Consider the following 26,685-nt stretch of genomic DNA (forward strand, 5'->3'; position numbering starts at 1 on the left):
GCGGGGCCCCGGCGGCCCGTCCTCGCTTTGCCCAACGGGGCGTGTGTCCTCTACCTGCTTGTTACCGGCGGCCTCCTAGCGTCCTGATCATGACGATGAGAGCCCTTCTCGCATCCCTCGCGGCCGGGGTGGTGACCCTGCCGGTACCGGCCGGAGCCCCGGCCGAGGCCGTCGAGGACCTGACGATCCGCTCGGTGACCCTGCGCCCCGCGACCCCGGTGGTCGGGCCCGCCGACTCCGTACGCATGGTGATAGAGGTGGTGGCCCGGGGCGTCGCCGGACCCGAGGGAGTGAGGATCAAGGTCGAGCCCGGCGCGCCTCCCGCCTCGGCGAACACGTCCTTCCCCGTCACCGCGCCCCGGCCGGGATCCGGACGGGGCCCGGCCCTCGCGCCGGGGCCCGTACCCGGTCCGATCGTGTCCGCCCGCCTGGCCCCCGGCGCGGGGAGGATCGTCTCCCGCCCGGGAGAGGGCTGGGAGACCTGGAGGTTCGCCCCGGAGAAGAGCCTGAGCCGCTGGTACCCGGCGGGACCGTGGACGGTCTCCGTGACCGCCCAGGGCGCGGACGGCGCCGAGGTCACCGGGCACACGGGCTTCCTGCTGAAGCGCCTGACCAGGTTCGGCGGGGTCGAGGCGGTCAGAGAGGGGCCGGGCGTACGGGTGACGGGCGTGCTGAACAGGGTCGATCCGCAGGGAGCCCTCGACTACGCGCCCTTCCCCGGCCAGCCCGTCGAGATCCTGCACCGGCCGGGGGAGAAGGCAGGCTGGACGAAGGTGGCCGGTGCCACGACCGACTCGCAGGGACGTTTCGCCCGGACCGTGGGCGATCGTACGGGCGGCGAGTGGCGGATCCGCTTCCAGGGCACGAACCACTACGCCCCAAGGCTGGGCATCGTCCACAAGGTCTCGCGCTAGGTGTTCCGCCCTGCGGATCGCCGGGCCGGGCCCCGTCCGCCGACACCTGTGGGGTGTGGGGCGGCCGGGCCGGGCTCCATCCGCCGACACGTCTGGAGTGTGGGCCGTCCCGCGCGTCTCCGGGTCAGGCCAGGGCGTGCACCGCCGCGCCGAACAGGGAGGGCATCCGCCGGGCGGCCGGGACGATCAGCCGCGCCGCCGTCCGGTACCGGCGGGTGCCCACCAGCGCCCCGGTGAGCAACCGGTGGCGCCGGGACAGCCGCAGCCAGGCGGCCTCGTACGACCCGGGGGTACCGGCCCGCAGGCAGTCGACCAACAGCCGCGCGGACGTCAGCGCGAGCGACACCCCCTCCCCGGTGAGCGCGTCGACGTAGCCGGCCGCGTCGCCGACCAGCAGCACCCGCCCGGCCACCCGGGCACGCACCCGCTGGCGCAGCGGACCCGCCCCGCGCACCGGGGTCGCCGCGGGTCCCCGCAGCCGTTCCAGGAGCGCGGGGAAGTCCGCCAGGTGCTCCGGGTAACCGCGCCGCCGCGAGCTCAGCACGGCGACGCCCACCAGGTTCTCGCCCACCGGCGTCACGTACGCCTCGCCGTCCGCCGCCCAGTGGACCTCGACGAAGTCCGTCCACGGCGCGACCGGGTAGTGCCGCCGCAGCCCGTACCTGCGCGGCCCGCGCCCCGGCAGCTCCAGCCCGAGCCGGGCGCGCAGCGGGGAGTGCAGGCCGTCCGCGGCCACCAGCCAGCGGGCGCGCAGGCCCGCCGCCTCGACCCCGTCGCCGTCCTGTCGTACGCCGTCCACCTTGCCCGGCACGACCTCCACGCCCAGTTCCCGCGCCCGCCGGGCCAGCGCGGCGTGCAGCGCGGTCCGGCGCACCCCCAGGCCCGACCCGTCGCGGAACGCCGCCTCCACCTCGTGCCGGCGGTCCAGGTAGCGGATGCCGCGCAGCGGCCTGCCCTCGACCCGCACCCCCAGCGACCCCAGGGCGGCGGTCCCGCTGGGCATCAGCCCCTCGCCGCACGCCTTGTCCACCGGTACGGACCTGGGCTCGACGACGACCGCCTCCATCCCCGCCAGGGCGGCGTGGATGGCGGTGGCCAGCCCCGCGGGCCCCCCGCCCGCGATCAGGACGTCGATCACGCCGGAGCCCTCCCGGCGGGCGGCGCCGTGGCGAGCGAGGCCAGGGCCTCCTCCTCGCAGCGGATCCGCACCACCATCAGCGCGGCGTTGAGCACGGTGAACACCAGCGCGGTGACCCACGCGGTGTGCACCAGCGGCAGCGCCGCCCCCTCGACGGCCACCGCGACGTAGTTGGGATGGCGGAGCCACCGCAGCCGGTAGGGGCCGCGCTCCACCGGAGGCAGGCCGGGCACGACGATGACCTGGGTGTTCCACTGCGGGCCCAGCGTGGTGACGCACCACCAGCGCAGCCCCTGGGCGGCGACCACCAGGACGACCATCGGCCAGCCGAGCGCGGGCACGAAGGGCCGGTCGGCCAGGCCCGCCTCGAGCAGGCATCCGGCGAGCAGGCCGGTGTGCAGGACGACCATCCACGGGTAGTGGCCCTGCCCGGACACCACCCCGCCGCGCGCCATGCTCCAGCGCGCGTTGCGGCGGGCGACGACCAGCTCGGCGAGGCGCTCCAGGCCGATGAGCAGCACGAGCGACAGGTACCAGGACGACAGATGCCAGGCCATCGGGCTCCTACCAGCGCAGCAGTACGAGTTCGGAGCAGAAACCCGGCCCCATCGCGAGGAGGAGCCCCGGTGTGCCCGGCGGCGGAGGCCGCAGGGCGAGCGTATCCCGCAGCACGTGCAGGACGGAGGACGAGGAGAGGTTCCCGATCGCGGCGAGCGAACGCCAGGTGAGGTCCAGCGCGCCCTCGGGGAGCCGCAGCGTCTCCGCCACCGCCTCCAGGACCTTCGGGCCGCCCGGGTGGCAGACCCACGCCGTCACGTCCTCGACCCTCAGGCCGTGGTCGCCGAGGAAACCGTGCACGTCGTCCGCCAGGTAGGTGCGGACCACCTCGGGCACGCTCGCGTCGAGCACCACGCGGAAGCCGGTGTCGCCGACGTCCCAGCCCATCACGTGCTCGGATCCGGGATACAGGTGACTGCGCGAGGCCACCACCATCGGCCCCGTCAACGCGTCCGCCGGCTCCGGGATCCCGTACGCCTCGTATGCCCCGGCCGGCTCGGGGAGCGGCCGGGGCGTCACGGGCGCGCCGGTCGCGGGGGAGGACCTCGCGGCTCCCGAGGACGCCGAGGACACGGGGGACACCGAGGGCACGGAGAGGGGGAGCCGGTGGTGCGCGGCGGGCGAGCCGTTCGCCGGGGAGGACCCGGCGGGCCCCACGGGCCGCGTCGTGGCGGACGCGCCGTTCGCCCCGGCGGCACGGGAGGCCGAGGAGGATCCGGTGCGCCGGGGCCGCCACTCGTCGCCGCAGGCCACCACCGCCGTCGCCCCGTCGCCGAACAGGGCGCTCGCGACCATGTTGGCGATGGAGGCGTCGCCGCGCTGCAGGGTGAGGGAGCACAGCTCGACCGAGAGCAGCACCGCCAGATGGTCCGGCCAGCCGCGCAGGTAGTCGTGGAGGCGGGCGATCCCGGCCGCCCCCGCGACACAGCCCAGGCCGAAGACCGGTATCCGCTTGACGTCCGGGCGCAGCCCGAGCCGCCCGGCCAGCCTGGCGTCCACCGAGGGCGCCGCGACACCGGTCACCGTGGTGAAGAGAATCATGTCCACGTCCTCGGGGACGACCCCCGCGTCCTGCAGCGCCCCGCCCACCGCCTCGACGCCCAGCTCCACGGCCGTCTCCACGAAGGCGCCGTTGGCCGCGCCGAAGCCGTCCAGCTTGGCGTACCGTTCGAGCGGCAGCGTCAGGTGCCGTGACTCCACCCGCGCGGAGGCGTGCAGCCGGTCGAGCAGCCGGCGGCTGGCACCCTCGGGAAGGCACGCTCGCGCGAACGCGTCGGTGATCTCTGCCTGGGAGTGACGGTTCGGCGGGAGCGCGCCGCGGACAGCGACGATTCGCGTCATCTATTAACCCCCGGCTCGCGAACAGCGGACACCTCCCTTTTGCCCACCTGCCGTGTGCGGCATGCGTCACGAAGTCCTCTGTGCCCGCTTTCCAAAGCGTTCCGGCTTCGTGAAGCGGGCGATCCGTCCGTGGACCGTGAGGTGGGCGGCCGGAGAGTGGGGACGCATTCCGGTTTCGTGAGGTCCGCGAGGGAGTCGTGCTTCGGTTCGTGAGGTGGGTGGCCGGAGAGTGGGGACGCGCTCCGGTTTCGTGAGGTCCGGGAGGGAGTCGCGTTCCGGTCCGCGAGGGTGCCCGCGCTCCGTTGGGTTCCCGCCTACGATCGACGCGTGACGACGAGCCGGCCATCGCGCCTGGGTCCCGGGCCGTTGCTCCGGGCCGTACGGGGACTGCTGCTGGCCTGTCACCCGGGACCGACCGCGGCGGTCACCGTCCTGGTGACCGCGCTGGCCGTCGCGAGCGGGCGCGACGCGGCCGGGTGCGCCCTGGTGGCCGCGGCCGTGCTGACGGGGCAGCTCTCGATCGGCTGGTGCAACGACGCGGTGGACGCCGCGCGGGACGCCGCCGCGGGCCGCACCGGAAAGCCCGTCGCCTCCGGCGCGGTGAGCGTCCGTACGGTGTGGGCCGCCGCGATCGCGGCCCTGGTGCTCTGCGTGCCGCTCTCGCTGGCCTCGGGTCCCGCCGCCGGTGCCGTCCACCTGGTCGGCGTCGCCGCCGCGTGGGCCTACGACCTCGGGCTCAAGGCGACCGTGCTGTCCTGGCTGCCGTACGCGGTGGGGTTCGGCTCGCTGCCGGGGTTCGTGACCCTGGGCCTGCCGGGACATCCGTGGCCCGCCTGGTGGGCGGTGACGGCCGCGGCGCTGCTCGGCTGCGGGGCGCACCTGGCCAACGTGCTTCCCGATATCCCCGCGGACCTCGCGGGCGGGGTCCGGGGCTGGCCGCAGCGGCTCGGCACCGCCCGCGTCCGCGTCCTGATCCCGGTGCCCCTGCTGGCCGCGACGGCCCTGCTCGTCTTCGGCCCCCCGGAGCCGCCGGGCGTGGGAGGCTGGGCCGCCCTGGCCACGGCGGTGGCCTTCACCGTCGGAGGGGCGGCACTGGGCCGGTGCTCGCCGCGCGTCCCCTTCGCCGCGGCGATCGCCGTCGCCTCGGTCGACGTCGTCCTGCTCCTCGCACGCGGCACCGCCATCACCGCTCCCTGACCGGCTCGCTCCCGTGAGGTTCCCGTCCGGTGCGACCGCTCGCGGTTCGGCGGTTCGGCGTGCCGGACGCGAGGCTCGCCGGGGCCGATGGCCGTGCGCGTGCGCACGGTCCGGCGGGTGAGGATCCGCCGGGGGAGCGCCCGCGTCGTGCGACGGTGTTTCGGATGAGCGACGAATATCGATTCGGTCGCAAGGGAAACGGGGCGGCGTCGCCGGTCGCACCCGAGGGGTATTTCCGCAAACGCGAATAAAGCGGGGACCGAAATCGGTATGTCAAATAGGTTCGGAGCGGGGTAAGATTAAATCCGTCCGGTCGGCGACGCTTTGGTTCCGCATTTTCGACTTTATTTATAGGTTTTGTGGGTTTTCTGGTTTCCGAGGGAGAGTTCTCGATATTCCGTATCGCGATCCGGTCCGGGGATCTTCGGCGGGCCGCGTCCGGCGACGGAAACCATGGGCGGCCGGGCTGCGTGATGGACCTCAAAGTCCCAGCTCAAAGCGGTTGTCGATCTGAGGCGGAGAAGTGGCGGCCACCCTCCCCGCCCGTGGGCCGCGACCTCCGCCGAGTCGTGACGCCCCCACCGGAGCCGCGGGCCCGGTGATTTATCCGGCGTGGAGGGAAAACGCGGCTGGTCGCGGATACGTGCGGAAGGCCGCCCTGTCCATTGCCGCGGCCATACCATTTCTGCCCATTGACACCCCTGGCGCATTTAGGGAACATTCTAAAGATTTTCCTCGTCCCCAACATGATCGAGAAACCCGCCCCACGAACCTGATAAACCCTCGGAAGAATTGATCTCCGCGATTTCCCGGACGATCACCAGTGTTGTTTCCGGTCGGCTCCCGGCCCCGCGACCGCGGCGGGGAGCGCGACAGACGAGTTCGCCGCCGCCACCTTCGACACCACCGGGACCGCGTGACCATGACCGCGCCGTGGTGGTGATCACGCCTGCCCGGAAGCCATCGACGAGAAAACCAGCCAGCCAGCAACAAGGAGCTCGACGGTGAACAGAAACAAGGAGGGACCCGCGCCGGTCCTGTCGCTGCCGGGGAGCGAAACGGCCGAGGACGCGCGGCTCGCCATACACGGTGGCGACCCCGTCCGGCGCGTGCCCTGGCCGACCTACGACAAGGGAGCCGTCTTCGTCCACCCCGAGGACGAGGAGGCGGCGATCCGCGCCATCCGCAGCCATCTCTACTTCCGCTACGACTACCGATCCCAGCGTGACACCGAGTGCGGCCGGTTCGAGGAGGAACTGTGCCGCTACTTCGGGACCAGGCACGCGCTGGCCGTGTCGAGCGGCACCACCGCGATCGCGCTCGCCATCATGGCGGCGGGGATCCCTCGGGGCTCCCTGATCGCCTGCCCCGGCTTCACCTTCGTCGCCACCCCCAGCGCCATCGTGCTCGCCGGGTGCACCCCCCTCCTGGTGGAGGTGGACGAGAACCTCCACATGGACATCGAGGACCTCCGTCGCCGCTGGACACCCGAGATCAAGGGAATCCTCGTCGTCCACATGCGCGGCTTCGCCGCCGACATGGAGGCCCTGACGCGCTTCGCCGCCGAGATGGGCGTGCCGGTGTTCGAGGACGCCGTACCGGCCCTCGGCGCCGAGCTGAAGGGCCGCAAGCTCGGTACCTTCGGCCTCGCGGGCGCCTTCAGCACCCAGTCGGACAAGTCGCTCAACTGCGGCGAGGGCGGCTTCCTGGCCACGGACGACAGCGTGCTCTTCGCCCGCGCCGTCGTGCTCTCCGGCGCGTACGAGGGACGCTTCCGGCGGCACTTCCCCGACGGTGAGCCGCCGATCGGCACCGATCTCGACCTGCCGCTGCTCAGCTTCCGCATGGACGAGATCCGCGCGGCCCTGCTGCGCGCCGAGATGACCCGGCTGCCGCTGCGCCTGGAACGTTTCCACCGCAACTACGCCTACGTGGCCTCGGCCCTGTCCGGCCTCTCCCGCATCGCGATCCGGCAGCCGGTGGAACCCGGCGCCTACCTCGGCGAGGCGTTCATCTTCCGCGTTCCCGGGATGGACGCGAAATGGTTCGCGAACGCGCTCTGCCGCGAGGGCGTCGACGCGCGCAACCTCGGCTCCGACGAGGACACCAACGTGCGGGTCTTCTGGAACTGGCGGTTCATGTTCGGCGCCAGGGACGCCGAGGAGATCAAGGCGCTGTTGCCGAACACCACGGGATACCTGGAGCAGGCGGTCGACGTCCCCCTGTCCTCCAGCCTCTCGATGGAGGACTGCGACCATCTGATCAAGGCGGTCCGCAAGGTGGCGGCCGCCGTCGCGCCGGATCACCGCCTCGCGGAACCGGCGCGGGCCGCCCTGGGCGACGAGCGTGGGTACGCTCCCGGCGGCCAGGGCTCCGGCCCGTCGACGGAACCGGTCGCCGGGCCGGCCGACACCGCGACCGTCGGGCAGTAGCGATGGAGGCCCCCGCGGAAAGGAGCACGATCCCGCGCCTCGCCCTCGTCGGGGTCTTCGGGGGACTCTTCTGCGGCTACCTGGGTCTCACCGCGGCGATCCCGGTCCTGCCCGGCTTCGTCAGGGAGAGCTTCGGCGCCGGTGACCTCGCCGTCGGGCTGGTCGTCATGGCGACGGCGCTCACGGCCCTGCTCGTACGGCCCGTCTCCGGCCACCTCGCGGACCGGTACGGCCACCGCCTCGTCATGCGGGCCGGCGCGCTGATCATCGCGGTCGGCGGCCTGCTCTACTTCCTGCCGCTCGGCCTGAACGGTCTCGTCGCGGTCCGCCTCCTGCTCGGCGCCGGCGAGGCGTCGCTCTTCACCGCCGGTGCCGTCTGGGTCGTGTCGCTCGCGCCGCACAACCGCCGAGGGCAGCTGATCGGGCTCTACGGCATCAGCATGTGGGGCGGGATCTCGGCCGGGACCTTTCTCGGCGCGGTGCTGCTGGATCTCGGTTACGGCGCGGTGTGGGGCTTCGGCGTCGTCGCGGCGCTCACCGGTCTCCTGCTGATCAGCCTGGTTCCCGCGCCCCCCGGGGCCGGGCGGCCCGGCGAGCGGCGGCCGGAGGAGTGGCCGGACGGTGCGGGGCGGCGGGAGCAGGCGCGGCGGAGCTGGGGGAGCACCCTGCTACCGCGCCCCGTCCTGCTGCCGGGACTGGCACTCGCGCTCGCCGCCGCGGGGTACGCGGGGCTCGCCGCCTTCGTCGTCCTCCATCTCCAGGCCCGCGGCGTCTCGTCGGGCGTCGTGGTGCTCAGCGGTTTCAGCGCCGTCTACGCGGGCACCCGCCTGTTCATCGGCCACCTGCCGGACCGGCTCGGGCCGCGCAGGGTCGCGATCTGGTCCGGTGCGGGTGAGGCCGCCGGCCTGCTGATCATCGCCCTGGCCCCGAACCTGCCTGTCGCCGTGCTCGGGAGCCTGATCATGGGGGTCGGGTTCTCGCTGCTGCACCCGTCGCTGGCCCTGATGGTGATGAACCGCACCGACCCGTCGAGGCAGGGAGCCGCGATCGGTGCCTACACCTCCTTCTGGGACCTGGGCCTGGCCGTCTGGGGACCGCTGGCCGGAGCGGTCGCGGCCGGGTTCGGCTATCCCGCGGTGTTCGTCGTCGGCGCCGCCTGCGCGGCGACGGCCGTGGTCGTGTCGCTGTGTGTCCGCCAGCCCGACGCGCGGCCGGCGGCCGTGAGTTGAGTCAGTCGAGTCAGGAGCACGCCATCAACACATCGGAACCCCCGGGCGCGTCGCCGCTCAGGATCCTCTGCATCACCGGCTGGTGCCGCAACGGCAGCACCATCATCGGCAACATCCTCAACGAGGTCCCGGAGTTCTTCCACGTCGGGGAGATGCACTTCCTGTGGAAGAACTCCGCGGGCAGGGGCGCGAACAGCTCGTGCGGCTGCGGCAGGCCACTGACCGAGTGTCACATCTGGTCCAGGATCCTCCCGCTCGACCGGCCGCCAGGGGTCTCGGCGGAGGCCCACGCGGACACCGTCATCCGCCGGCAGCTGGCCTGCGTACGGACGCGGCACACCTGGCGCGTGCTCGGCCGCGGGCCGCACTCCGCCGAGATCCGCGAGCACGCCGCCCTGATGACGCGGACCTACCACGCCGTCGCCGCCCTGACCGGGGCGCGCGTGCTCGTGGACACCACCAAGATCCCCGGTGAGGCGGCCCTGCTGCCGCACCTCGAAGGTGTGACGCCCTACTACGTCCATCTCGTGCGCGACCCCCGGGCGGTCGCCCAGTCGTGGAGCCGGGAGAAGCAGTACTGCTACGTCATGTCGTCCAGGAAGAGCACGGCCTACTGGCACGGCTTCAACGTGGCCTCGCGGGCGATCCTCCGGCGCCATCCGGAACGGTCGACGTTCCTGCGCTACGAGGACTTCATCGCCGACCCGGCCGGGACGATCGGCGCGCTGCTGCGGTTCTGCGGCGCCGATCCCGCCGCCAACCCGGTGCGGGGCCGGACGGTCGAGCTCCACACCAACCACACGGTCACCGGGAATCCGGATCGCTTCAACACCGGCACCACCGTCATCCGGAACCGGGACGACTCCTGGAGGACCGGTCTTCCCGTGCCCGCCAGGCTGGCCGCGACGACGCTGTCATGGCCGCTCTTCCGGCGCTACGGCTACGAGTACGGCGGCACCCTCCCCATCGGCCCGAGGCGGTCCGGCACCGCGCCACCGCGGGCGACCGGTGAGCGTTAGGCCCGTACGACGGCGGGTGCCCGTCGAGGAACCCGTACGACAGCACGGCAAGCACGGCAAGCACGGCAAGCACGGCAAGCACGGCAAGCACGGCAAGCACGGCAAGCACGGCAAGCACGGCAAGCACGGCAAGCACAGCAAGCACGGCAAGCACGGCAAGCACGGCAAGCACGGCAAGCACGGCAAGCACGGCAAGCACAGCAAGCACAGCAAGCACGGCAAGGAGGAGGACGGTTGGACCTGGGGCTCAAGAACAAGGTCGCGCTCGTCGCCGGTGGCTCCAGCGGCCTCGGCCTGGCCACCGCCATGGAACTGGCCGGGGAGGGGGCGCACGTCGCGATCGGCGCACGCGACCGCGACCGGCTCGCGGAGGCGGAACGGAGCGTCAAGGAGGTGGCGCGCGGACGCGTGCACGTCACGAGCGTCGACGTCACCGACGGGGACGCGGCGCGCCGCTGGGTCGACGAGGTCGCCGCCGACTTCGGCGCGCTCCACATCGTCCTGGTCAGCGGGGGCAGCCCGCCGATCGGCACGGCCTCGCGGTTCGAGCCGGCCGACTACCAGGCGGCCGTCGACAAGGTGCTCTCCCCGGCGATCGCCCTGGCCCTCGCGGCGCTGCCGCACCTGAGGGCCGCCCGGTGGGGCCGGCTGCTCTTCGTGGCCTCGGAGACGGCGAGCGTCCCCATCGCGCAGCTGGCGCTGTCCGGGGTGACCCGCGCCGCCATCGTGCGTTTCGCCCAGTCCCTCGCCTCGGAACTCGGCCGCGACGGCATCACCGTCAACGTGCTGGCGCCCGGCACGACCCGTACCCCGCCGGTGGAACGGGCGGCGGTGAGGCTGGCCGTGGACGGCGACGTCGAGGCCCGGCTGCGCGCCATGGGCGATCACAACGCCCTGGGCCGCCTCGCCGACCCGGCCGAGTTCGCCGCCGTGGCGGCCTTCCTCGCCGGGGAGCGGGCCTCGTTCGTCACCGGCGCGCTCCACCTGATCGACGGTGGCGCCAGCGTGGTGGGGCCGGAACCGGCCCACCTCACCTCCGCGAACAGGGACACCTTCACATGACGGCCGGGGCGGTCCCCGCCGGGGCCCGGATGGCGGGGCTCAGGAGGGTGGGGCCACGAGATACAGGCCCGGGAAGACGGGGCCTCGGAAGACGGGGCCCCGAAACGCAGGGCTCCGGAAGACGGATTTTCGGAAGACTCGGAAGACAAGGAAGGCACCCGTGATGTCGACGACCAGTCACGCCTACACCGAGAGAGACGTCCGCGACTTCTTCGACCAGACCCTCAGCACCTATCTGAGTTTCTGGGACGGCGACGGTGTCCTGCACACCGGCTACTTCACGGACGACACCGACGACGACTACCGCGCCGCCGCCGAGCGGACGTCCGACATCCTGGCCGCGGACGCCATGATCGACGGCTCCTCCTCCGTGCTCGACGTCGGCTGCGGCTGCGGCAACTTCCTCATCCACCTCGCCAGGCGGTTCGGCTGCCGGGGAGCGGGGCTCGACCTGAGCGTGGAACGCGTGAAGTTCGCGCAGGAGGCGCTCACCGCCGAGACCGGGCTCGACATCGGGTTCCGCCAGGGCTCGGTCATACAGATGCCCTACGAGACGGGCACCTTCAGCCACGTCGTCAGCCAGGACGCGCTCTGCCTCGTACCGGACAAACCCAGCAGCCACCGGGAGATCCACCGTGTCCTCAGGCCGGGGGGCGTCTTCGCCTTCTCCGACTTCCTCCAGCCCAAGGAGGAGATCGGCGAGCGCGCCCGCAAGCACGTCTACGACCGCGTGAGATGGAACGGCGGCTACTCGTTCGTCGGCTACCAGGCCGTCCTGCAGGAGGCCGGGTTCGAGATCCTCCTGGCCCGCAACCTGGAGAGCCACCTCAGGCAGACCTACCGCGTACTGGGCAGGACGGCCACGGAGCGCGCCGGGACGACGCGGGACGCCGCGGCCCGCGACTGGATGCTGGCCTTCGCCGAGTCCTGCGCGGAGATCCAGGTCGCCATCGACGACGGCGAGTTCGGCTGGGGGATGTTCGTCACCCGCAAGCCCGGCGACACCACGCCGTAGCGCCGGTCCACGCCGGGCGCGGAACCACCATGACCGCCGGATCACCGTGAGCGAGGACGTCATGCAGCGTACAGAAGGTATGAAACGGACGATGGCCGAGGTCGTCGCCGAGCGGAAGAAGCAGATGTCGCCGGGCCGGACGTTCGTCGAGGCCTGTATGGCCAAGGGGCTTGAGGCCTCCGTCGAGTACGACGTGACGATCACCGACTCGCTGACGAGTTCGCGGCGCAAGCCGCGTTACCCGGCGCGCAACATGCTCAAGGTCGTCGACCTCTCCAGGGACCCCCGGCGGTACTACTGGCACGAGAGCCCGCCCCGGCCGGGCGACCCCGAGGTCGACGAGGCCGACCTGAGGCGCGAGGCGGCGAACCGCTTCCACAGGTCGCCGATCCCGGAGCTCTATCCCACCACCGCGTGGGTGCAGGTACCGCCCGGCCTGTGGGAGGACCCCGAGACCTTCGAGTCCTTCATCAACTACCGGCTGATCGTCCGCCTCGGCACGGCCGAGAACCACACGATCATCCGAGGCGAGGGCGGGCTGCTGAACATCCCCGACGTCATACGCATGACGTCGAAGGGCCCGTTCACCTCGACGATCCTCGCGGCGTGCAACGAGGCGGAGCAGATGGGAGGCACGGCCGACGGCCTCATCATCAACCCCGTCGACTACTACCGCTTCATGGGACAGGGCCGCCTGATGGACGACCTGGAGCAGAACGGCGTCTTCATCGTGCGGACGCGTCTGGTCGACCCGGGAACCGCCATCGTCGGCGACTTCGGGCACGGCGCCCAGCTGTTCGACGCCGGCCGCTCGGTGATCCGCTTCGCCGAACCGCCCCCGGGGACCTTCGCCGAGCCCGGCATCGCGCTCATGGCCGAGATCTACGAGCGGGTCGTGATCAACCTCATGACCAACTTCTTCATCGTGACCCTGTGACCGCGCCCCCCCGCGAGCGTGATCCCGTGATCGTGACCCCGTAGAGGACCGCACATGGCTCCCCCGTTCCCGCCCCCGCCTTCGCGGCCCTCACCGAACCCGGCACCCATCCGGCGCGATCCCGACGTCCTCGTCATCGGCGGAGGCGTCGTCGGCCTGTTCTGCGCCTACTACCTGCGCCGCGCGGGCAACGGCGTGACCGTCGTGGAACGCGGGCCGCTCGGCGGTCCCCAGTCCTGCTCGTACGGCAACACCGGCTTCGTCGGCACGCAGGGCGCGCTTCCCCTCGCCGAGCCCGGCGTGATGGCCCAGGGGTTGCGCTGGCTCCTCAACCCGGAAAGCCCCTTCTACATCAGGCCGCGGCCGGATCCCGAGCTGCTGTCCTGGCTCCGGCACTTCCGCCGCGCCTGCAACGAGCGGGACGCGAAGGCCGGGTTCCGGGTGCTGGTCGACCTGAAGAAGCGCAGCCTCGACATCCTGCGCGAGCTCTGCACGCCGGGCGACCTCGCCTCCACCTTCACCGCCCGGGGCATGCTCCTCGCGTACCGGACACCGCAGGGGTTCGAGAAGGCCCGCCGGTCGGTGCCCGGTACGGTCGCGAGCGGCGTGCCGCTGCGCGTCCTCGAACCGGGGGAGCTGGGCGTGCTCGAACCGGACGCCGAGTTCGACATCCACGGCGCCCTGTACAACGAGGAGGGCGCCTGCCTGCGGGTCCCCGAGTTCGTCACCGGTCTCGCCCGGACGCTCGAAGGCATGGGCGTCGAGATCCACGAACGGACCGAGGTCGTCGGCTTCGAGGTCGCGGGCCGCGAGATCCGGCGGGTCAGGACCACGCGAGGGGATCTCAGCCCCCGGGAGACGGTCGTCGCCGCCGGGACGTGGTCGGCGGAATGCGCCCGAGGGCTGGGCCTCGGGCTCAGGCTCCAGCCCGCCAAGGGGTACTCCGTCACGGTCAGGGCACCGGCCAACGCGCCCCGGCTGCCGGTCCTGCTGGGGGAGGGGAAGGTCGCGATCGTGCCCCTCGGCGACCGTCTCCGCTTCGGCGGAACCCTGGAGCTGTCGGGCCTGGACGCCACGATCTCCCGCCGCCGCGTGGACGGCATCCTGCGAACCGTCCACACCTACCTTCCGAAGCTGGAGAGCACCGAGATCCTGGAAACCTGGAGCGGCTTCCGCCCCTGCAGCCCGGACGGTCTTCCCTACCTGGGACGCGCCGGCCCCTACCGCAACCTCTCCGTCGCGTGCGGCCACGGCCACATCGGCATGGGCCTCGCGCCGGTCAGCGGCAGGCTGATCGCCCAGATCGTCGCCGGAGAGCGGCCCGAGACGGACCTCACCCCCCTGCGCCCCGACCGCCACGGAGGTCGTACCCGGTTCCGGCTCCGGTCCTGACCGACCGGCCGCGCCCGCATCCGTGCCCAGGACGTGACAGCACCCTCCGACGGGAGAGAACCATGATGACAACCGAGGCGGACGCGACGCGCGACGTCGCGATCGGCGTCCTCTGCTGCGACACCGACTTCACCAAGGTTCCGGGGCACATCCGCAACCGGGCCACCTTCGACTTCCCCGTCATCTACCGGGTCGTGGACGGCGCGACGGCGGAGCGCGTGGTGACCCTGGCCGACCCGAGCCTGCTCGACCCGTTCGTCCAGGCCGCGCGGGAACTCGAGGCGCGGGGCGCGGCGGCCATCACCGGTGCCTGCGGCTTCCTCGCCATCTTCCAGCGGGAGCTGGCCGACGCGGTCAACGTCCCGCTCCACGCCTCAAGCCTGATCCAGCTGCCCATGGTCCACCGCATGATCCGCTCGGACCGGAAGGTCGGGTTGCTGGTCGCCAAGAAGCCCTCCCTCACCCGGCGTCACCTGGAGGCGGTCGGTGCCGAGCACGTCCCGGTCTGCGTCGCGGGCCTGGAGGACCAGCCGGAGTTCCGCGAGGTCATGCTCGAAGGACGGCGAGCCGAACTCGACGCCGACCGCCTGGGCCGCGAGGTGCTGGGCCAGGCCGAACGACTGGCGAAGGAGAACCCGGACATGGGAGCACTCGTCATCGAGTGCACCGACGTGGTGCCCTACGCGCACGAGATCCAGGCGCGGCTCGGCCTGCCGGTCTTCGACATCGTGACGCTCACCCAGATGGTCCACCGGAGCCTGACCCGCCGCCCCTTCGGCACCTCCGGCTCCGCCGGGAACCCGTGACCGCGACCGGACGGAACCCGCCCGGATCCCCACGGACGCCATCGTTCTGGCCACAAGAGGTCATCTCGTTGTCACCGGGGAAACGCGGTGGAAGTGTCGTGGTTTCTTCAAAAAAAGTAAGTGGGAGGTCACTATGAGCCAGAGCACGCACGCGACCCCGAAACAGATACGGATGGCGGCCGTGCAGGCGGCGATCGCCAAGACGAAGATGACCACGGCCAAGCTGTGGAACCCCTGGCCGGACGTGGTGGACGACACCGTCGACATCAAGACCCTGAAGGCAGTGGCCGGCGGAGGGAACGTTCCAGAGATCATTCCCGACGGCCGGCGGTTCTCCGACCTCAAGCCCACGCACCTGACGACGCTCGGCACGGAGGCGGGGCTCGGCGGGCCGGTCACCCAGGGCACGTTCGACGAGGCCCGCCAGAAGATCAAGAGCAAGTACGTCGCGACCGGGCGGGCCAACTACCGCGAGCTCGCCAACGCCAACTGCACGCTCTTCGCCTGCTGCGTCATCGGGATGCTCGCCGCCCAGCCCAAGCTGCTCGGCTCGGGCGTCAAGGTGGAACTGCTCAACCTCCTCGACACCACCGGGGGCGGGGGGCACGCCTACGTCGTCGTGGGGCGCGCCGAGGGCGACGTGGGCGACATCGAGACCTACGGTCCCGACTGTTTCTTCATTGACCAGTGGTACGCCCGCCACAAGAGCGGCACACCGGGCGTCCAGGGCGTCAAGGACGCCATCCCGGGTGAGTCTCCCAATCCCTTCTGGGACCCCGGTTTCCACACCTTCGTGAGCGAGGGGACCTCCCCCGCCGTGAAACTGACCTTCACCAGCGACGAACTGTCCAAGCTCGGACTCTGATCCCCCCGCCGCACCGAATCCGAGGTCCAACCGTCCATCGGGCGGTCGTGGCCTCGGTCCTTCCTGGCCGTACGCGGCCGCACCGGGCGTCGAAACCCTTTTCGGCCTTTCCCCGCGGCGGAAGAAAGTGACTCGAAATGCCAGAGTTTTGTCGTTGAACGTGGATGGTATGTGAGTGCCGGTGCACGCTCCGGCACTCACATACCGCACGAACCTGAAAGCATATGGTGACGAGTTCGGGAACGGTGTAAGTTATTGTGTCAAAGACTCTCAAATTTAACGGTGTAGGTGAGAGTGTTAACCGAAGTCGTCGGTGACATCGCACAGGCGCTGGCCCTGCCCATCGCGGTGCTTGCGTTGGTCGTGGCGCTGGTTGTTCAGCGCCGCAGCGCGCACTCCGCGACAATACAGAGTGTCTACCAGGCGTTCGGTCAGCTCACGACCCTGCGCATCGAGCACTGGGAGACCGCGCATCTGTTGGAGATGCCCGAGAATTACGTCGTCCAGTTCGAAGCGGTTCGCCGGGCGGTCGGCAGGGTTTCCGTCAAAGAACAGGAACGACTTTTACTCCTTGAACGAGCCGTGGCCGTGCGGATCTTTGAGATGTTCGAGCAAAATTTCTACGAGCAAATCCAGGCCCGCCGTGCGGGAGAGAAGCAGCGTCTTCTTTTTCTGCAGGAGGTCGAAGGATTCTTCCTCAGGCTTCTGCAGAATCCACGGCTCGTCTGGTATTGGGATCCTCAGAACGGAAATCTGTGCCAGTACGCCGAGAAGGAGACCCGCGCTCACTACGACAAGATCATGGCCGGTCTCCCTCTTCGATCCGATGCGGAGAGTCCGTACTCGGATCGTCGGCCACGCGGTTTGAGGGCAGTTCCTCTGCGATGGCGTAAGGCCGGGCCGCGGCCGGGGGCGTCGCGACGGCCTCCCCGATCTGCGTGACCACGCCGCCCGCCAACGCGACCCCGAGCAGGACGGCAACGGCCTTGCCGGTGTCGACCAACGCGGCTCGCAGCCACCGCCTCTCGTCCTCGGGACTCTTCCAGATCCCGAAGCGGATGGCCTCCCAGGCAAGGACAAAGGCCGCGACCGCTCCGTATTGACACCCGGCCCGCCCCCCACCCTCAGAGACGATCGAAGCGCCGACCAGGCCGAGGGCGAACGACCCTGACGTAAGGCGCGTTGCCCGGACCACCCTGGGCATCCGGTCGGCGACGCCACTCGGCGCGTCCGTGCTCGAAGGCGACCTTCGGATGGCTTTACGTGGACTGCTCGGCTATTGCCTGAGGCTCCGCGTGCCGCATATCACTGCCGCATTCACCTCGGACACCGGCTTCCCCGGACGTCGCCCTCGGCACTCTCCATCGTTCGCAGAAGCAAGCGCAAAACGCCTTATTTACCAACAAACGTTCTCTCGGGACGACGGCAGGAACGTCACTCGCATCGGTACCCTCCAACCGCGTTGACCGCAGGCGTCCTCCCGTTGCGTTCGCCGTTGCCGGCATGGCCGGATCCGGTCACCGCCGGCCGGTGTGCCGGCACCCTTTCGCCGACTGTCCCGATACCCCTTGCTTAGTCCAACTTACTAAGTTTTACTGAGTACATGGGACGGCGAACACAGGACCTCGGGCGCTTCACCGACGTGGCACTGCTCGTGCTCGTCAGCCTCGCCGAGGGCGACAAACACGGCTACCGGATGATCCAGGACATCGAGGGGTTCTCCGGGACCGCTCTGGAGCCCGGCACCCTCTACGGGGCGCTCATGCGCCTGGAGGAGCGCGGCTGGATCGAGCAGGTCGCCTCCGACGAGCGGCGCAAGCCGTACCGGCTCACGGAGAGCGGCAGGGGCGCGCTCACCGAGCAGCTCGCGACGCTGCGCCGGATCGAGCGGACGGGCGCCAGGCGCGCGGGGGTCGCCTGGGGGTCGTCATGATGCGGGCGCTGGCCGTCGGAGCGCTGCGGCTCTATCCCAAGGTGTGGCGCGGGCGCTACGAGGAGGAGGTCCGCGAGCTGGTCGAGGCGCGCCCGGTGCGGCTTCGCACGGTGGCCGACCTCCTCGCGGGCGCGTTCGACGCCCACCTCAACCGTGACCTGATCCCGGGGGGTTCCGCCGTGCGAATTCCGCCCACCGCGCTGCTGACCGCCGGCGGCATCGCGCTCATCTATCTCTGGAACCCCGGCATCCGCCAGATGGACAGCCTGGAGGCCACCTGGTCGCACGCCCGGGAGCACGGGCCGATCGCGGAGCCGCTGGCCGGCGTGAGCACCACCGCGTTCACGACGGCGCCGGTGATCGCCGTGCTCGCGGTGGTCCCACTGCTGGTGAACGCGATGAGGGTGGTCAGGCGCAGCGAGCTCTTCGCCCCCTACGGGGTGATCGCCTTCGCCCCCCTGTGCCTGGTCCCGGCGGGACTGATCGGGTGGCTGTACGTGGGCATGGCGTTCCTGGACGTCGGGTTTCCGATGGGAGTGTTCGGCAACGCCATGACCGGCGGATTCTTCGTGCCGATGATGCTCTCCTTCCTGCTGGGGCTGCCCTCGGCGGCGGTCGGGGATCCCCTGCTCGCCCCCGGTGTCCGTATCGCCGGCCGGTTGCTCGCCGTCGCCGGCTGGGCCACCGCCCTGGCCTGGCTGCCGATCGCCGTCCTGATGCTCATGGGCGCCGAGGGGGTCACCGGCTCCTTCGCGACGGCGGTGGCGGCGAGCGCGGCGGTCAGCGTGGCGATGTCGGCCCTCGTCGCCACGCGGGCCCTCGGCCACGACCGCCAGGCGGTCCGCCACCTCGCCCGCGCCTGACGACACTGGGGTTAGTTCCTGCCGTTCCGGTGTTGATCCCACTGCTCGGGTTCCTGCGGTGGCTGCTCTCGCCCATGCCGATGAAGATCCTCCAACTCGGTGGCGAGCTCCGGCTGTTCGTAGCTCCTGAACACGCGGCCGACCTGGCTGATCAGCAGTTCGCGATGCGCCGGGCCGAGACCAGAGAGGAACTGCCTGATCAGCTCTCCTGCCGGGTCTGGGCGGGACGCCTCCCCAGATACCACCTCATGATGAGCGTCCGGCGTGCTCGTACCCGGTACGCCCTGCGTCACCAGATCGACGGCCCGCTCGAACACACCTCCCATCTCCACCAACCTGGACAGCTTTTCCGCGTTGCCGTCGAGCCACCACAGGCGTGCCGTTCCTCCGTCGGCCAGCACATACTCGCGGAGCGAAAGAAGCCGATCCCGCTGGGCCTGGTGCCTTTCTCGCACCAGCGCCGTCTCCCGCTGCATGCTGTCGTATTTCCTGGCGAACTCCAGGGTCTCCGTATCGACGGATAGCGTCGCGCGGGCATGGACCAGCCAGGAACCGGAGCTGAAAACGCGTCGTGCTCTGCCAAGCTCGATGTTCACCCGGCTTTGAGCCTCGTTCGCCTGCAGCACGCCGAACGGCTTCGCGGCCTTCGACGCGATGTCCCACAGACAATCGTGCATCTCGGCCTCGTCTCCTCCGGTGGGCCGATCATCCATGTGGATAGTCCAGGTCACCTCTATGGATGCCCGGAAGGAAGCGTCCCGCAGGTCGCTGGGCAGCAGGGCATGGAGACACGTGTGATGGGTGACCGGCCCACCGCCGCGCGTGTGCCGGAAAAGGAGACGGTCGAGCCACTCCGAAAAGGTCATGTCCTCTCCTTGAGCATCGCGTACACGGTCATCGGTGACAGGCCTGGCGTGAGCGGGTCCTGCGCACCGATCCTGTCAAGCAGTTCCCGGCAGATTGGCTCCCGCGGGAAGGGGGCGGGTGTTTCGGTGTGGGCCCAGTTCCACACGAGGGGCGAGAGCCTTCCGATGTCGAGGTTGCTCTCGCAGCTGCGGGCGAGGACCTCCACCACCGTCTCGGCCGGTGCCCGGCCTTGCGCGACGGCTTCCAGCCAGCCAGCCGCCGCCACCTCGGCGGTGCTCTCCGTCACCGGTTCCCTGAGTATGGTTCGCCAGGCGAGGGCGAGCCGCTCGACGAGGCCGTCATCTCGGAAGGACTCCGGAACAAGAAGAGGACGCCCGTCGTCGCCGACCCCGGCCAGCGTGACAAGAGCGAGCTGGCCGGTGGTTCTCTGGCGACCGTACGCATCCCACCAATCGAGGATCTCGCCGAGGACCGTCCCGCGAAGCTTTCGGTGCTGTGCCAGCGTCTTGAGCGCCTCGATCACCGCGTCACGAACGTTCACGCTGTCTTTTCGCGAGAGATGCCGGAGTCGGGTGAGTGCGATCCTGGGGAAGGACTCTCCCAGTGGTCCTCCGCAGACCTGCGCCACGGCGATCTGGACGTCTTCGGGACCGCTCGCTATGGACCACTGGTAGAGCTTCCTGCGGATGCCGAAACCGACCTCGTCGCTCACCGCCGCCGCGGTCAGAATTCCCACGGCCCGTACCCGGCTTATCGCGGACGTTCCACACCATCGGAAGGCGGCGTCAGCCACCACGCCCGGGTCTCCATGGCGCAGGGCCATACGCAGTAGCGTCACCGCGGCTCGGTCGCCGTGGCGAGAAGCACCTAGGGCGATGAGCCACTCCCGTAGATCCGTCCGGAGGTGAGGGCGGTCGTGCCAGACGTGGTCAAGGACCGAGGAAGCGTACTCGGGACGCTGGAAGACGATCCGCTCATCGATCAGTTGCGCCCCTATGTCGGCCAGTTGGTCGGTCATCCCGTGCCCGGTGAGTCGTACGGTCGGATCCCGTACGAGAGTGACCTGTTCGGCGAGGAGGTCGGCCGCAGCGAACACGTCCTCGGCCGATGCCTCTTCGAGCGCCGCCGTGGCGAGCAGCAGTGCCCGCGAGTATCCCTTGCCCTCGCCGTGGGAGCGTTCGAACCAGTCTCTGAGCGCATCCTCCCAGTTGTGATACGCAGCGAGGATCTCCTTCAGTCGATCTTCGGCTTCTCGCGGCCCGCTCTCCGAGTCCCGCTGTACGATCCCGGCGAGTCGGACCGCGTCAAAGGGCGTTCCCCCTTCGAGGGCGTTCACGATCTGGTCGTTGCGTGCCCACTCGCGGGCTTGTGCGGCGGATGTCCAGTAGGCCAGGTGGGATTGGAACACGGCGAGGGGGCGGGGGCCTGTCATCGTCGTCGTGACGCGCTCGTCGGCCAGATCGAGGAGCCGCCAGGCCTGTGGTGTGGCAAGGATGACGAGGCAGGATCCCACCTGCCTGAGCCGTGTCACATACCCTTCCACCAACCTGCCGACCTCGGGAACGAGTTCACCGTCGACCTCACCGAGATCGAGGAGATAACCGTGGGAGGGCTCCGCGACAAGGGATCGTTCCAGGTCCTCCGGGTCGAGAACGAGTTCTTTGGGGGTCGGCGTCAGATCGGTCAGGGCGTTGATCGCCGTTATCCGGCGGCCGGTGCCTTCTGGCCCGCGTAGGACGACGACAGATCGGTCCCGGAGCACTGAGACCGCCCGGCCGACCACGTCGGCACCGTGACGGTCGACCCGTACGCAGACGGCGCGTTTCAGCTCCACCGTCTGCGCATCCAGTGCCCGCGCCGCGGCCACCGCACGTGCCTGCTGGTAGATCATGTACAGATCGCCTTCAACGTGTCCGCCGGCGAAGACGTTGCCCGCGTCTCCGTAAATGTCGGTGCGATACCTTCCGGACTCCTCCGCGCCGGTCATGATTTGTTTCCCGGGTCATTCGAAGGCTTTTTGTGAATATTTCCTGTCATGTTCACGTCGCTGGAGAAGGATCCGCCGGTGATGGCGTTGCCGACATCTCCGTGGAAGGCGGTCGTGGAACCCCCGACGGGGCCGACAGGCTCTGGGGCTGTGCCCCTGGGGCGAGGTGCCGGTTCGCCGTCGTCGTACGACCGCTTGGGAATGTAGATCCAGGCGGGCTGGACGAAGTCCTTGCCGGGGACGTCGGCCGTGACCGGTCTGAACTCACTGGGGTGCAGACCGGTGTATCCGGCTTTCACGACATCGTCGAACACCCGTTGGGAAACGATCGCCCCGAGCAGGGTAATGTCCGGTTGGCCTCCCCTGAGCGCCTCCCTCAACGACGTGGAGTCCAGGAGTCGGAATGTGTCGATGGTCGGAGTGCCGATCCGGTCCCGCAGTTCGTCACCTTCGTCGGGTACTGGGCCCACATGGACGCTTACCCGAAGGCGGAGCCCCAGCTTCCGGTTTCGGCTCCGGAGAGAAGGCGCCTCCTCCCAAAGCACCTCCTGCAGCCGGTGGAGGAGCGGATCGATCAGAAAAGGCAGGTGCTTCGGCCGGACGCCGAACACGTAACCGTCACCCGTGGCCTGGGGGAAGCGGCGCTGAGCCCAGACTTCCGGGATGCCGCATCGATCGAAGGCAGTCTTGAGGACATCCGGGATCCTGGCACTCAGATCGGGCAGATGAAGACTCGGGTTGTCGCTGAACCGGACGCAGTCGACGGCGAAGATCCCCCGGTACGCTGGAAGCGGCCGGGTGCCTTCCTTGGCGTGTTTGTCCAATGTCATTCCTCCTCGACGGGGCGTTTCCGGACTGAGACCACGATGCGGGCCGGCGGTCGGAGGCACCGTCCAGAAATGGACGTAGGAGAAATCGACATGCGCGAACTATGAGTGCGGGTGTCACCCAGCACTTCGCCGGGAATCGTCGATGGCGCGTCCTTCGGTGAGTTCCGTCAGACCCGAAAGGTCGCGGATCATGATCCGTCGACGGGACGTGGCGATGTGACCAAGCCTTCTTAGCTCGGCCAGTTCGGCGGCTACGGCAGAGCGGGAGAGGCCCATGGCGCTGGCCAGTTCATCCTGTGAGAGATCCACGGCGCGCTGGGAACCGTGTGTGACCTCGGCGAGCCGGAGCAGGATCCGTACGACCCGGTCGAACGCCGGCAGTCCCGCGAGTTCCACGCGGATGTCCTCGCCCTCCCTGTAGCGACGCAGAAGCAGTCGCATGAGAACGTCGCGCAGATCGAATCGGTCGATGATCCGGCTGAAACGTTCGGCGGACAGTATGTAAGTCACGCATACGCTCAGTGCGGTCACGGTCGCCGAGCGGCCGGACCCATCGAGCACGGCGATCTCACCGATGACCTCACCGGGCCCTCGTACGGCGAGCAGCAGTTCGGTCCCGTCGGGCTCGACGCGCACAACCTTGACCTTCCCCGCCGTGAGAACGAGCACATGGGTGCCGGGATCGCCCTGACGGAGCATCACGTCCCCCGCGTCGTAGCGGCGCGCGATCCCACCCGATAGAAGCGCCCGCCAGGCCTCGCCGGGAAGGAGGGAGCCGAGCCCCTGCAACGTCTGGTCCATTCCCGTCTCCTCAGCCGCCCGAGGCACCGCCTTCGGCGTGCACTCCATGCGTATGACGATCTCGGCGCGTTGACAACCGGGAGGAAGCCCGGAGGAGGTCCTCACCCTCGGATTCCGATGCGGCCGGCAGCCGACAAGGCGCTGGAGAGGTCATTCCGGGCGTCAAAGCGCCAGATTCATCAGGATCGCGCCGAGGGTCAGGACGATCGCCTTCAGGAGCAGCCAGAACCCCCAGCGGATCAGCCGGTACTTCCGCTCGATGATCCTGCTCAGACGACGGATCTGATCGGTGGTCCGTTCGAGGTCCAACACGGAGGAGCGCGACAGGGCCGCGATGGCCGCCTCGTTGGAATCGAACCGCAGCACGTCGCCGTAATAGCCTATGTATCCAGGGTTGTTGGTTTCGGTTTTTCCCGTCCTGGGATAAACCGCTCCGATGAGGCAGGAAAGGGCGGCGAGGGCCGCGAGGATCCCCGCCCACCACAGCCATTCGACGGCGTTGGACAGCTCGAACGGTGACCAGCTCCCGGCGAGCAGACCTCCGGCGACGGCGCCGAGCCCGATCCCCACGACCCCGAGCAGCACCTGCGCCTTCGCGTCGGCGCGGTTGAGCTCCTCGCGGGCCTCGGTGAACAACCGGGTGGCATAGGAACGGGCGGCGTCCGCGCGGTCCCGCTCCGCAGCTCGCGGTTCCACCACGTTCCTGACAAGACGACGCAGCACTTCAGGCCCCTACCCTAAGCCGGCTCGACGGTCGCGGCCACTCCCGCTTTCGGTGCCGTTCTGCGATCCGGCGGGAACCCGGCGCACTCCCGCACCATTGAACCGAGGACGGTCGTGACCTGTACATGGATGTCACGATCACATTTTGCGGGCGGGGACGCCCTCTGGGACAGCCCGGCCGGCTCCCACGGATTGGGAGCCGGCCGGGAGACCGGCGACAGGGCCTGGGGAGCGCGAGGTCAGCCCTTGTAGTTGAACACCTGGCGCAGCGTGTGCTGGATCGCGACCAGGTCCTTCTGGTCCGCCATCACCTGGTCGATCGGCTTGTACGCCTGCGGGTGCTCGTCCACCAGGGCGGCGGCGCGGTCCGCGTTCCAGGTGCGGCCGCGCATCGCCTCGGCGAGGGACGTGGCCGTCAGCTCACGCTTCGCCCGGGTACGCGACATCCTGCGTCCGGCTCCGTGGGAGCAGGAGTTGTAGGACATCGGGTTGCCGAGCCCGCGCACGATGTACGAGCGCGTCCCCATCGAGCCCGGGATCACGCCCTCGTCGCCGGTGTCGGCCTTGATGGCCCCCTTACGGGTGATCCACAGGTCCTTGCCGTCGTGCGTCTCCCGCTGCGTGAAGTTGTGGTGGCAGTTGATCGTCCGGAGTCGCCGCCCCTCGCCGACGACGCTGAACAGGGCGTCGCTCAGCACCTTGTCCATCCGGGCGCGCGAGGCCATGGCGTAGCGCTGCGACCACAGCATGTCCTCGATGTAGGCGGTGAACTCCGGCGTGTCCTGCACCAGGTAGGCCAGGTCCGGGTCCTCCAGGCCGATCGTCTGCCTCTTCATCATCTTCTTGGCGTCGACGATGTGCTTGGTCGCGAGCAGGTTGCCGATCCCGCGCGAACCCGAGTGCAGCACCGTCCAGACCCGGTCACGCTCGTCGAGGCAGACCTCGACGAAGTGGTTGCCGGACCCGAGGGTGCCGAACTGCAGGGACACCTTCCTCTCCTGGTCAGGGGTGAGGTCGGTGTGCGGGCGGCCGAGGCCGCTCAGCGCGCGGTCCATGGACGGGTCGTCGTGGCCCTTGCCGACACCGGCCGGGATCCGCTTCTCCACCAGCGGCATCAGGGCCTCGAGGGTGTCGGGGAGGTCGGCGGCGGTGAGCGTCGTCTCGGTCGCGACCATGCCGCAGCCGATGTCGACGCCGACGGCGGCCGGGATGATCGCCCCCTCGGTGGGGATCACCGATCCGACCGTCGCGCCGATACCGATGTGCGCGTCGGGCATGAGAGCGACGTGTCCGGAGACGAACGGCAGGCGGGCGGCGCGCGCGGCCTGCGTGATCGTACCCTCGTCGATCTCGCTGGCCCACGACACCAGGTTCGGTGCGGGGTGGTTCGGCATCATGATCTCCTTCGTTGCGAGATCCAGTTTTGCCCACGCTCCCTATGAGATCCCACTCATTTTATCGGCCGCCGCCGGTCATGATCACTCGGTGTCCCTCGCGCGTACGCGGGACATCCGGCCGGTGATTGCGGCGCGGGCCCGGCCGGGCCGAGACCGCCGCCCACCTGCGGCGACCGGTCCGCGCCAACGCGACGAGACGCTCCCGGCGGCCGGGGGAGGGGGCGTACGAAGTCAGCACGCCAGGAATCAACCGCCTTATGGTGATGTTGAAACAATGAGGCCTGTCCAAGGTCGGGCAGGGGGCTGGCCGTAGGCTGGCCCCCTGTTCCACAAGGTGACCAACTGAGAGGTGGCGTCCCGTGTTGCAGGATTCCTTCGGTCGCGTGGCGACCGATCTGCGGGTCTCCCTCACAGATCGCTGCAACCTGCGCTGCTCCTACTGCATGCCACCCGAGGGCCTCGAATGGCTGCCGAAGCCCGAGTTGCTCACCGCCGACGAGATCGTCCGGCTGGTCACCATCGGGGTGGAGCGACTCGGCATCACCGAGGTCCGCTACACCGGCGGCGAGCCCCTGCTCCGCCGCGAGCTGGTCGACATCGTGACCCGTACCACCGCGCTCGACCCCGCCCCGCAGGTCTCGCTGACCACCAACGGGATCGGGCTGAGCAGGATGGCCGCCTCCCTGGCCGCCGCCGGCCTGCACCGGGTCAACGTCTCCCTCGACACCCTCGACCGCGAGACCTTCAAGAAGCTCGCCCACCGCGACCGCCTGGCCGACGTCCTCGAAGGGCTGGAGGCGGCCGACGCCGCCGGGCTGCGCCCGGTCAAGGTCAACACGGTGCTGATGCGCGGGATCAACGACCACGAGGCCGTGCCGCTGCTCCGCCACTGCCTGGAGCGGGGCTACGAGCTCCGGTTCATCGAGCAGATGCCGCTGGACGCCCAGCACGGCTGGCGCCGGGAGAACATGATCACGGCTGACGAGATCCTCGCCACGCTCAAGGCCGACTTCGACCTGGCCGATGCCGACGCGGCGGAGCGCGGCAGTGCGCCGGCCGAGCTGTTCCTCGTCGGAGGCGGCCCGGCCAGGGTGGGGGTCATCGGCTCGGTCACCCGCCCGTTCTGCGGCGCGTGCGACCGGGTACGGCTCACCGCCGACGGCCAGATCCGCAACTGCCTGTTCGCCACCGACGAGTCCGACCTGAGGGCCGCGATGCGCGCGGGCGCCGGTGACGACGAGATCGCCGAGCGCTGGCGGTCCGCGGTCCGGATCAAGAAGGCCGGTCACGGCATCGACGACCCGGCCTTCCTGCAGCCGTCCCGCCCGATGTCCGCCATCGGCGGCTGACGCCCCCACCCGGAGACCCCCGTACCCAAG

General features: G+C 70.0%; 24 protein-coding genes. 15 read left to right on the forward strand and 9 right to left on the reverse strand.

The window, feature by feature from the left end; translation table 11 throughout:
• Positions 1–89 precede the first annotated feature (89 nt).
• Entirely contained in the window at positions 90–914 is an 825-nt protein-coding gene (locus tag ABD817_RS26815; protein ID WP_344920926.1) for a hypothetical protein, read from the forward strand.
• Between the two features lie 124 nt (positions 915–1,038).
• Here ABD817_RS26815 and ABD817_RS26820 read toward each other — a convergent pair whose 3' ends face one another.
• The 3 genes from ABD817_RS26820 to ABD817_RS26830 are packed head-to-tail and all read right to left on the reverse strand — an operon-like array spanning position 1,039 to position 3,951.
• On the reverse strand, positions 1,039–2,052 hold the full coding sequence (locus ABD817_RS26820) for an NAD(P)/FAD-dependent oxidoreductase (RefSeq protein WP_344920927.1): 1,014 nt from the start codon (positions 2,050–2,052) through the stop codon (positions 1,039–1,041).
• Complete coding sequence (locus ABD817_RS26825; RefSeq protein WP_344920928.1) at positions 2,049–2,609, reverse strand: isoprenylcysteine carboxyl methyltransferase family protein; 561 nt, start codon at positions 2,607–2,609, stop codon at positions 2,049–2,051. The genes ABD817_RS26820 and ABD817_RS26825 overlap by 4 nt, the downstream gene beginning before the upstream one ends.
• Before the next feature lie 7 nt (positions 2,610–2,616).
• Entirely contained in the window at positions 2,617–3,951 is a 1,335-nt protein-coding gene (locus ABD817_RS26830; protein WP_344920929.1) for a type III polyketide synthase, read from the reverse strand.
• Between the two features lie 327 nt (positions 3,952–4,278).
• On the opposite strand from ABD817_RS26830, the gene ABD817_RS26835 reads away from it, so the two are divergent.
• The 13 genes from ABD817_RS26835 (at position 4,279) to ABD817_RS26895 (ending at position 18,701) form a co-directional block, all read left to right on the forward strand.
• Complete coding sequence (locus ABD817_RS26835; protein WP_344920930.1) at positions 4,279–5,148, forward strand: UbiA family prenyltransferase; 870 nt, start codon at positions 4,279–4,281, stop codon at positions 5,146–5,148.
• Positions 5,149–6,152: 1,004 nt separating this feature from the next.
• On the forward strand, positions 6,153–7,580 hold the full coding sequence (locus ABD817_RS26840) for a DegT/DnrJ/EryC1/StrS family aminotransferase (RefSeq protein WP_344920931.1): 1,428 nt from the start codon (positions 6,153–6,155) through the stop codon (positions 7,578–7,580).
• 2 nt (positions 7,581–7,582) lie between these two features.
• Positions 7,583–8,809: an MFS transporter gene (locus tag ABD817_RS26845; protein WP_344920932.1), complete on the forward strand. Its 1,227-nt coding sequence runs from the start codon at positions 7,583–7,585 to the stop codon at positions 8,807–8,809.
• Entirely contained in the window at positions 8,806–9,828 is a 1,023-nt protein-coding gene (locus tag ABD817_RS26850) for a sulfotransferase (RefSeq protein ID WP_344920933.1), read from the forward strand. The genes ABD817_RS26845 and ABD817_RS26850 overlap by 4 nt, the downstream gene beginning before the upstream one ends.
• Before the next feature lie 234 nt (positions 9,829–10,062).
• Positions 10,063–10,890: an SDR family NAD(P)-dependent oxidoreductase gene (locus ABD817_RS26855; protein ID WP_344920934.1), complete on the forward strand. Its 828-nt coding sequence runs from the start codon at positions 10,063–10,065 to the stop codon at positions 10,888–10,890.
• A 163-nt stretch (positions 10,891–11,053) separates the two neighbouring features.
• On the forward strand, positions 11,054–11,905 hold the full coding sequence (locus ABD817_RS26860) for a class I SAM-dependent methyltransferase (protein WP_344920936.1): 852 nt from the start codon (positions 11,054–11,056) through the stop codon (positions 11,903–11,905).
• A gap of 79 nt (positions 11,906–11,984) precedes the next feature.
• Positions 11,985–12,842: a family 3 encapsulin nanocompartment shell protein gene (locus ABD817_RS26865; protein WP_344920937.1), complete on the forward strand. Its 858-nt coding sequence runs from the start codon at positions 11,985–11,987 to the stop codon at positions 12,840–12,842.
• Between the two features lie 54 nt (positions 12,843–12,896).
• Positions 12,897–14,234 carry an NAD(P)/FAD-dependent oxidoreductase gene (locus ABD817_RS26870; RefSeq protein ID WP_344920938.1) on the forward strand — a complete coding sequence of 446 codons (1,338 nt, stop codon included), beginning with the start codon at positions 12,897–12,899 and terminating at the stop codon, positions 14,232–14,234.
• A gap of 62 nt (positions 14,235–14,296) precedes the next feature.
• Entirely contained in the window at positions 14,297–15,040 is a 744-nt protein-coding gene (locus ABD817_RS26875) for an aspartate/glutamate racemase family protein (RefSeq protein ID WP_344920939.1), read from the forward strand.
• A 133-nt stretch (positions 15,041–15,173) separates the two neighbouring features.
• Positions 15,174–15,905 carry a hypothetical protein gene (locus ABD817_RS26880; protein ID WP_344920940.1) on the forward strand — a complete coding sequence of 244 codons (732 nt, stop codon included), beginning with the start codon at positions 15,174–15,176 and terminating at the stop codon, positions 15,903–15,905.
• A gap of 294 nt (positions 15,906–16,199) precedes the next feature.
• The gene (locus tag ABD817_RS26885; RefSeq protein WP_344920941.1) at positions 16,200–16,847 is read left to right on the forward strand and encodes a hypothetical protein; all 648 of its coding nucleotides are present in this window, start codon (positions 16,200–16,202) and stop codon (positions 16,845–16,847) included.
• Positions 16,848–17,508: 661 nt separating this feature from the next.
• Complete coding sequence (locus ABD817_RS26890) at positions 17,509–17,838, forward strand: PadR family transcriptional regulator (RefSeq protein WP_344920942.1); 330 nt, start codon at positions 17,509–17,511, stop codon at positions 17,836–17,838.
• Positions 17,835–18,701: a hypothetical protein gene (locus tag ABD817_RS26895; protein WP_344920943.1), complete on the forward strand. Its 867-nt coding sequence runs from the start codon at positions 17,835–17,837 to the stop codon at positions 18,699–18,701. The genes ABD817_RS26890 and ABD817_RS26895 overlap by 4 nt, the downstream gene beginning before the upstream one ends.
• 11 nt (positions 18,702–18,712) lie before the next feature.
• On the opposite strand, the gene ABD817_RS26900 is transcribed toward ABD817_RS26895, so the two are convergent.
• The 6 genes from ABD817_RS26900 to ABD817_RS26925 all read right to left on the reverse strand — a co-directional run bounded on the left by ABD817_RS26900 (position 18,713) and on the right by ABD817_RS26925 (position 25,303).
• Positions 18,713–19,567: a hypothetical protein gene (locus tag ABD817_RS26900; protein ID WP_344920944.1), complete on the reverse strand. Its 855-nt coding sequence runs from the start codon at positions 19,565–19,567 to the stop codon at positions 18,713–18,715.
• The gene (locus ABD817_RS26905) at positions 19,564–21,555 is read right to left on the reverse strand and encodes a hypothetical protein (protein WP_344920945.1); all 1,992 of its coding nucleotides are present in this window, start codon (positions 21,553–21,555) and stop codon (positions 19,564–19,566) included. The genes ABD817_RS26900 and ABD817_RS26905 overlap by 4 nt, the downstream gene beginning before the upstream one ends.
• Entirely contained in the window at positions 21,552–22,385 is an 834-nt protein-coding gene (locus ABD817_RS26910; RefSeq protein ID WP_344920946.1) for a hypothetical protein, read from the reverse strand. The genes ABD817_RS26905 and ABD817_RS26910 overlap by 4 nt, the downstream gene beginning before the upstream one ends.
• Before the next feature lie 114 nt (positions 22,386–22,499).
• Positions 22,500–23,186, reverse strand: coding sequence for a Crp/Fnr family transcriptional regulator (locus ABD817_RS26915; protein ID WP_344920947.1), 687 nt, complete (start codon positions 23,184–23,186; stop codon positions 22,500–22,502).
• Positions 23,187–23,348: 162 nt separating this feature from the next.
• Positions 23,349–23,822, reverse strand: coding sequence for a Pycsar system effector family protein (locus ABD817_RS26920; RefSeq protein ID WP_344920948.1), 474 nt, complete (start codon positions 23,820–23,822; stop codon positions 23,349–23,351).
• A 326-nt stretch (positions 23,823–24,148) separates the two neighbouring features.
• The gene (locus ABD817_RS26925) at positions 24,149–25,303 is read right to left on the reverse strand and encodes an RtcB family protein (protein WP_344920949.1); all 1,155 of its coding nucleotides are present in this window, start codon (positions 25,301–25,303) and stop codon (positions 24,149–24,151) included.
• 362 nt (positions 25,304–25,665) lie between these two features.
• Between ABD817_RS26925 and moaA the strand changes: the two genes are divergently transcribed.
• Positions 25,666–26,655, forward strand: a complete 990-nt coding sequence (gene moaA / locus ABD817_RS26930) for a GTP 3',8-cyclase MoaA (protein WP_344920951.1) — start codon at positions 25,666–25,668, stop codon at positions 26,653–26,655.
• The last annotated feature ends 30 nt before the right edge of the window (positions 26,656–26,685 follow it).

The organism is Streptosporangium oxazolinicum, assembly GCF_039537505.1.
Lineage (GTDB): Bacteria > Actinomycetota > Actinomycetes > Streptosporangiales > Streptosporangiaceae > Streptosporangium > Streptosporangium oxazolinicum.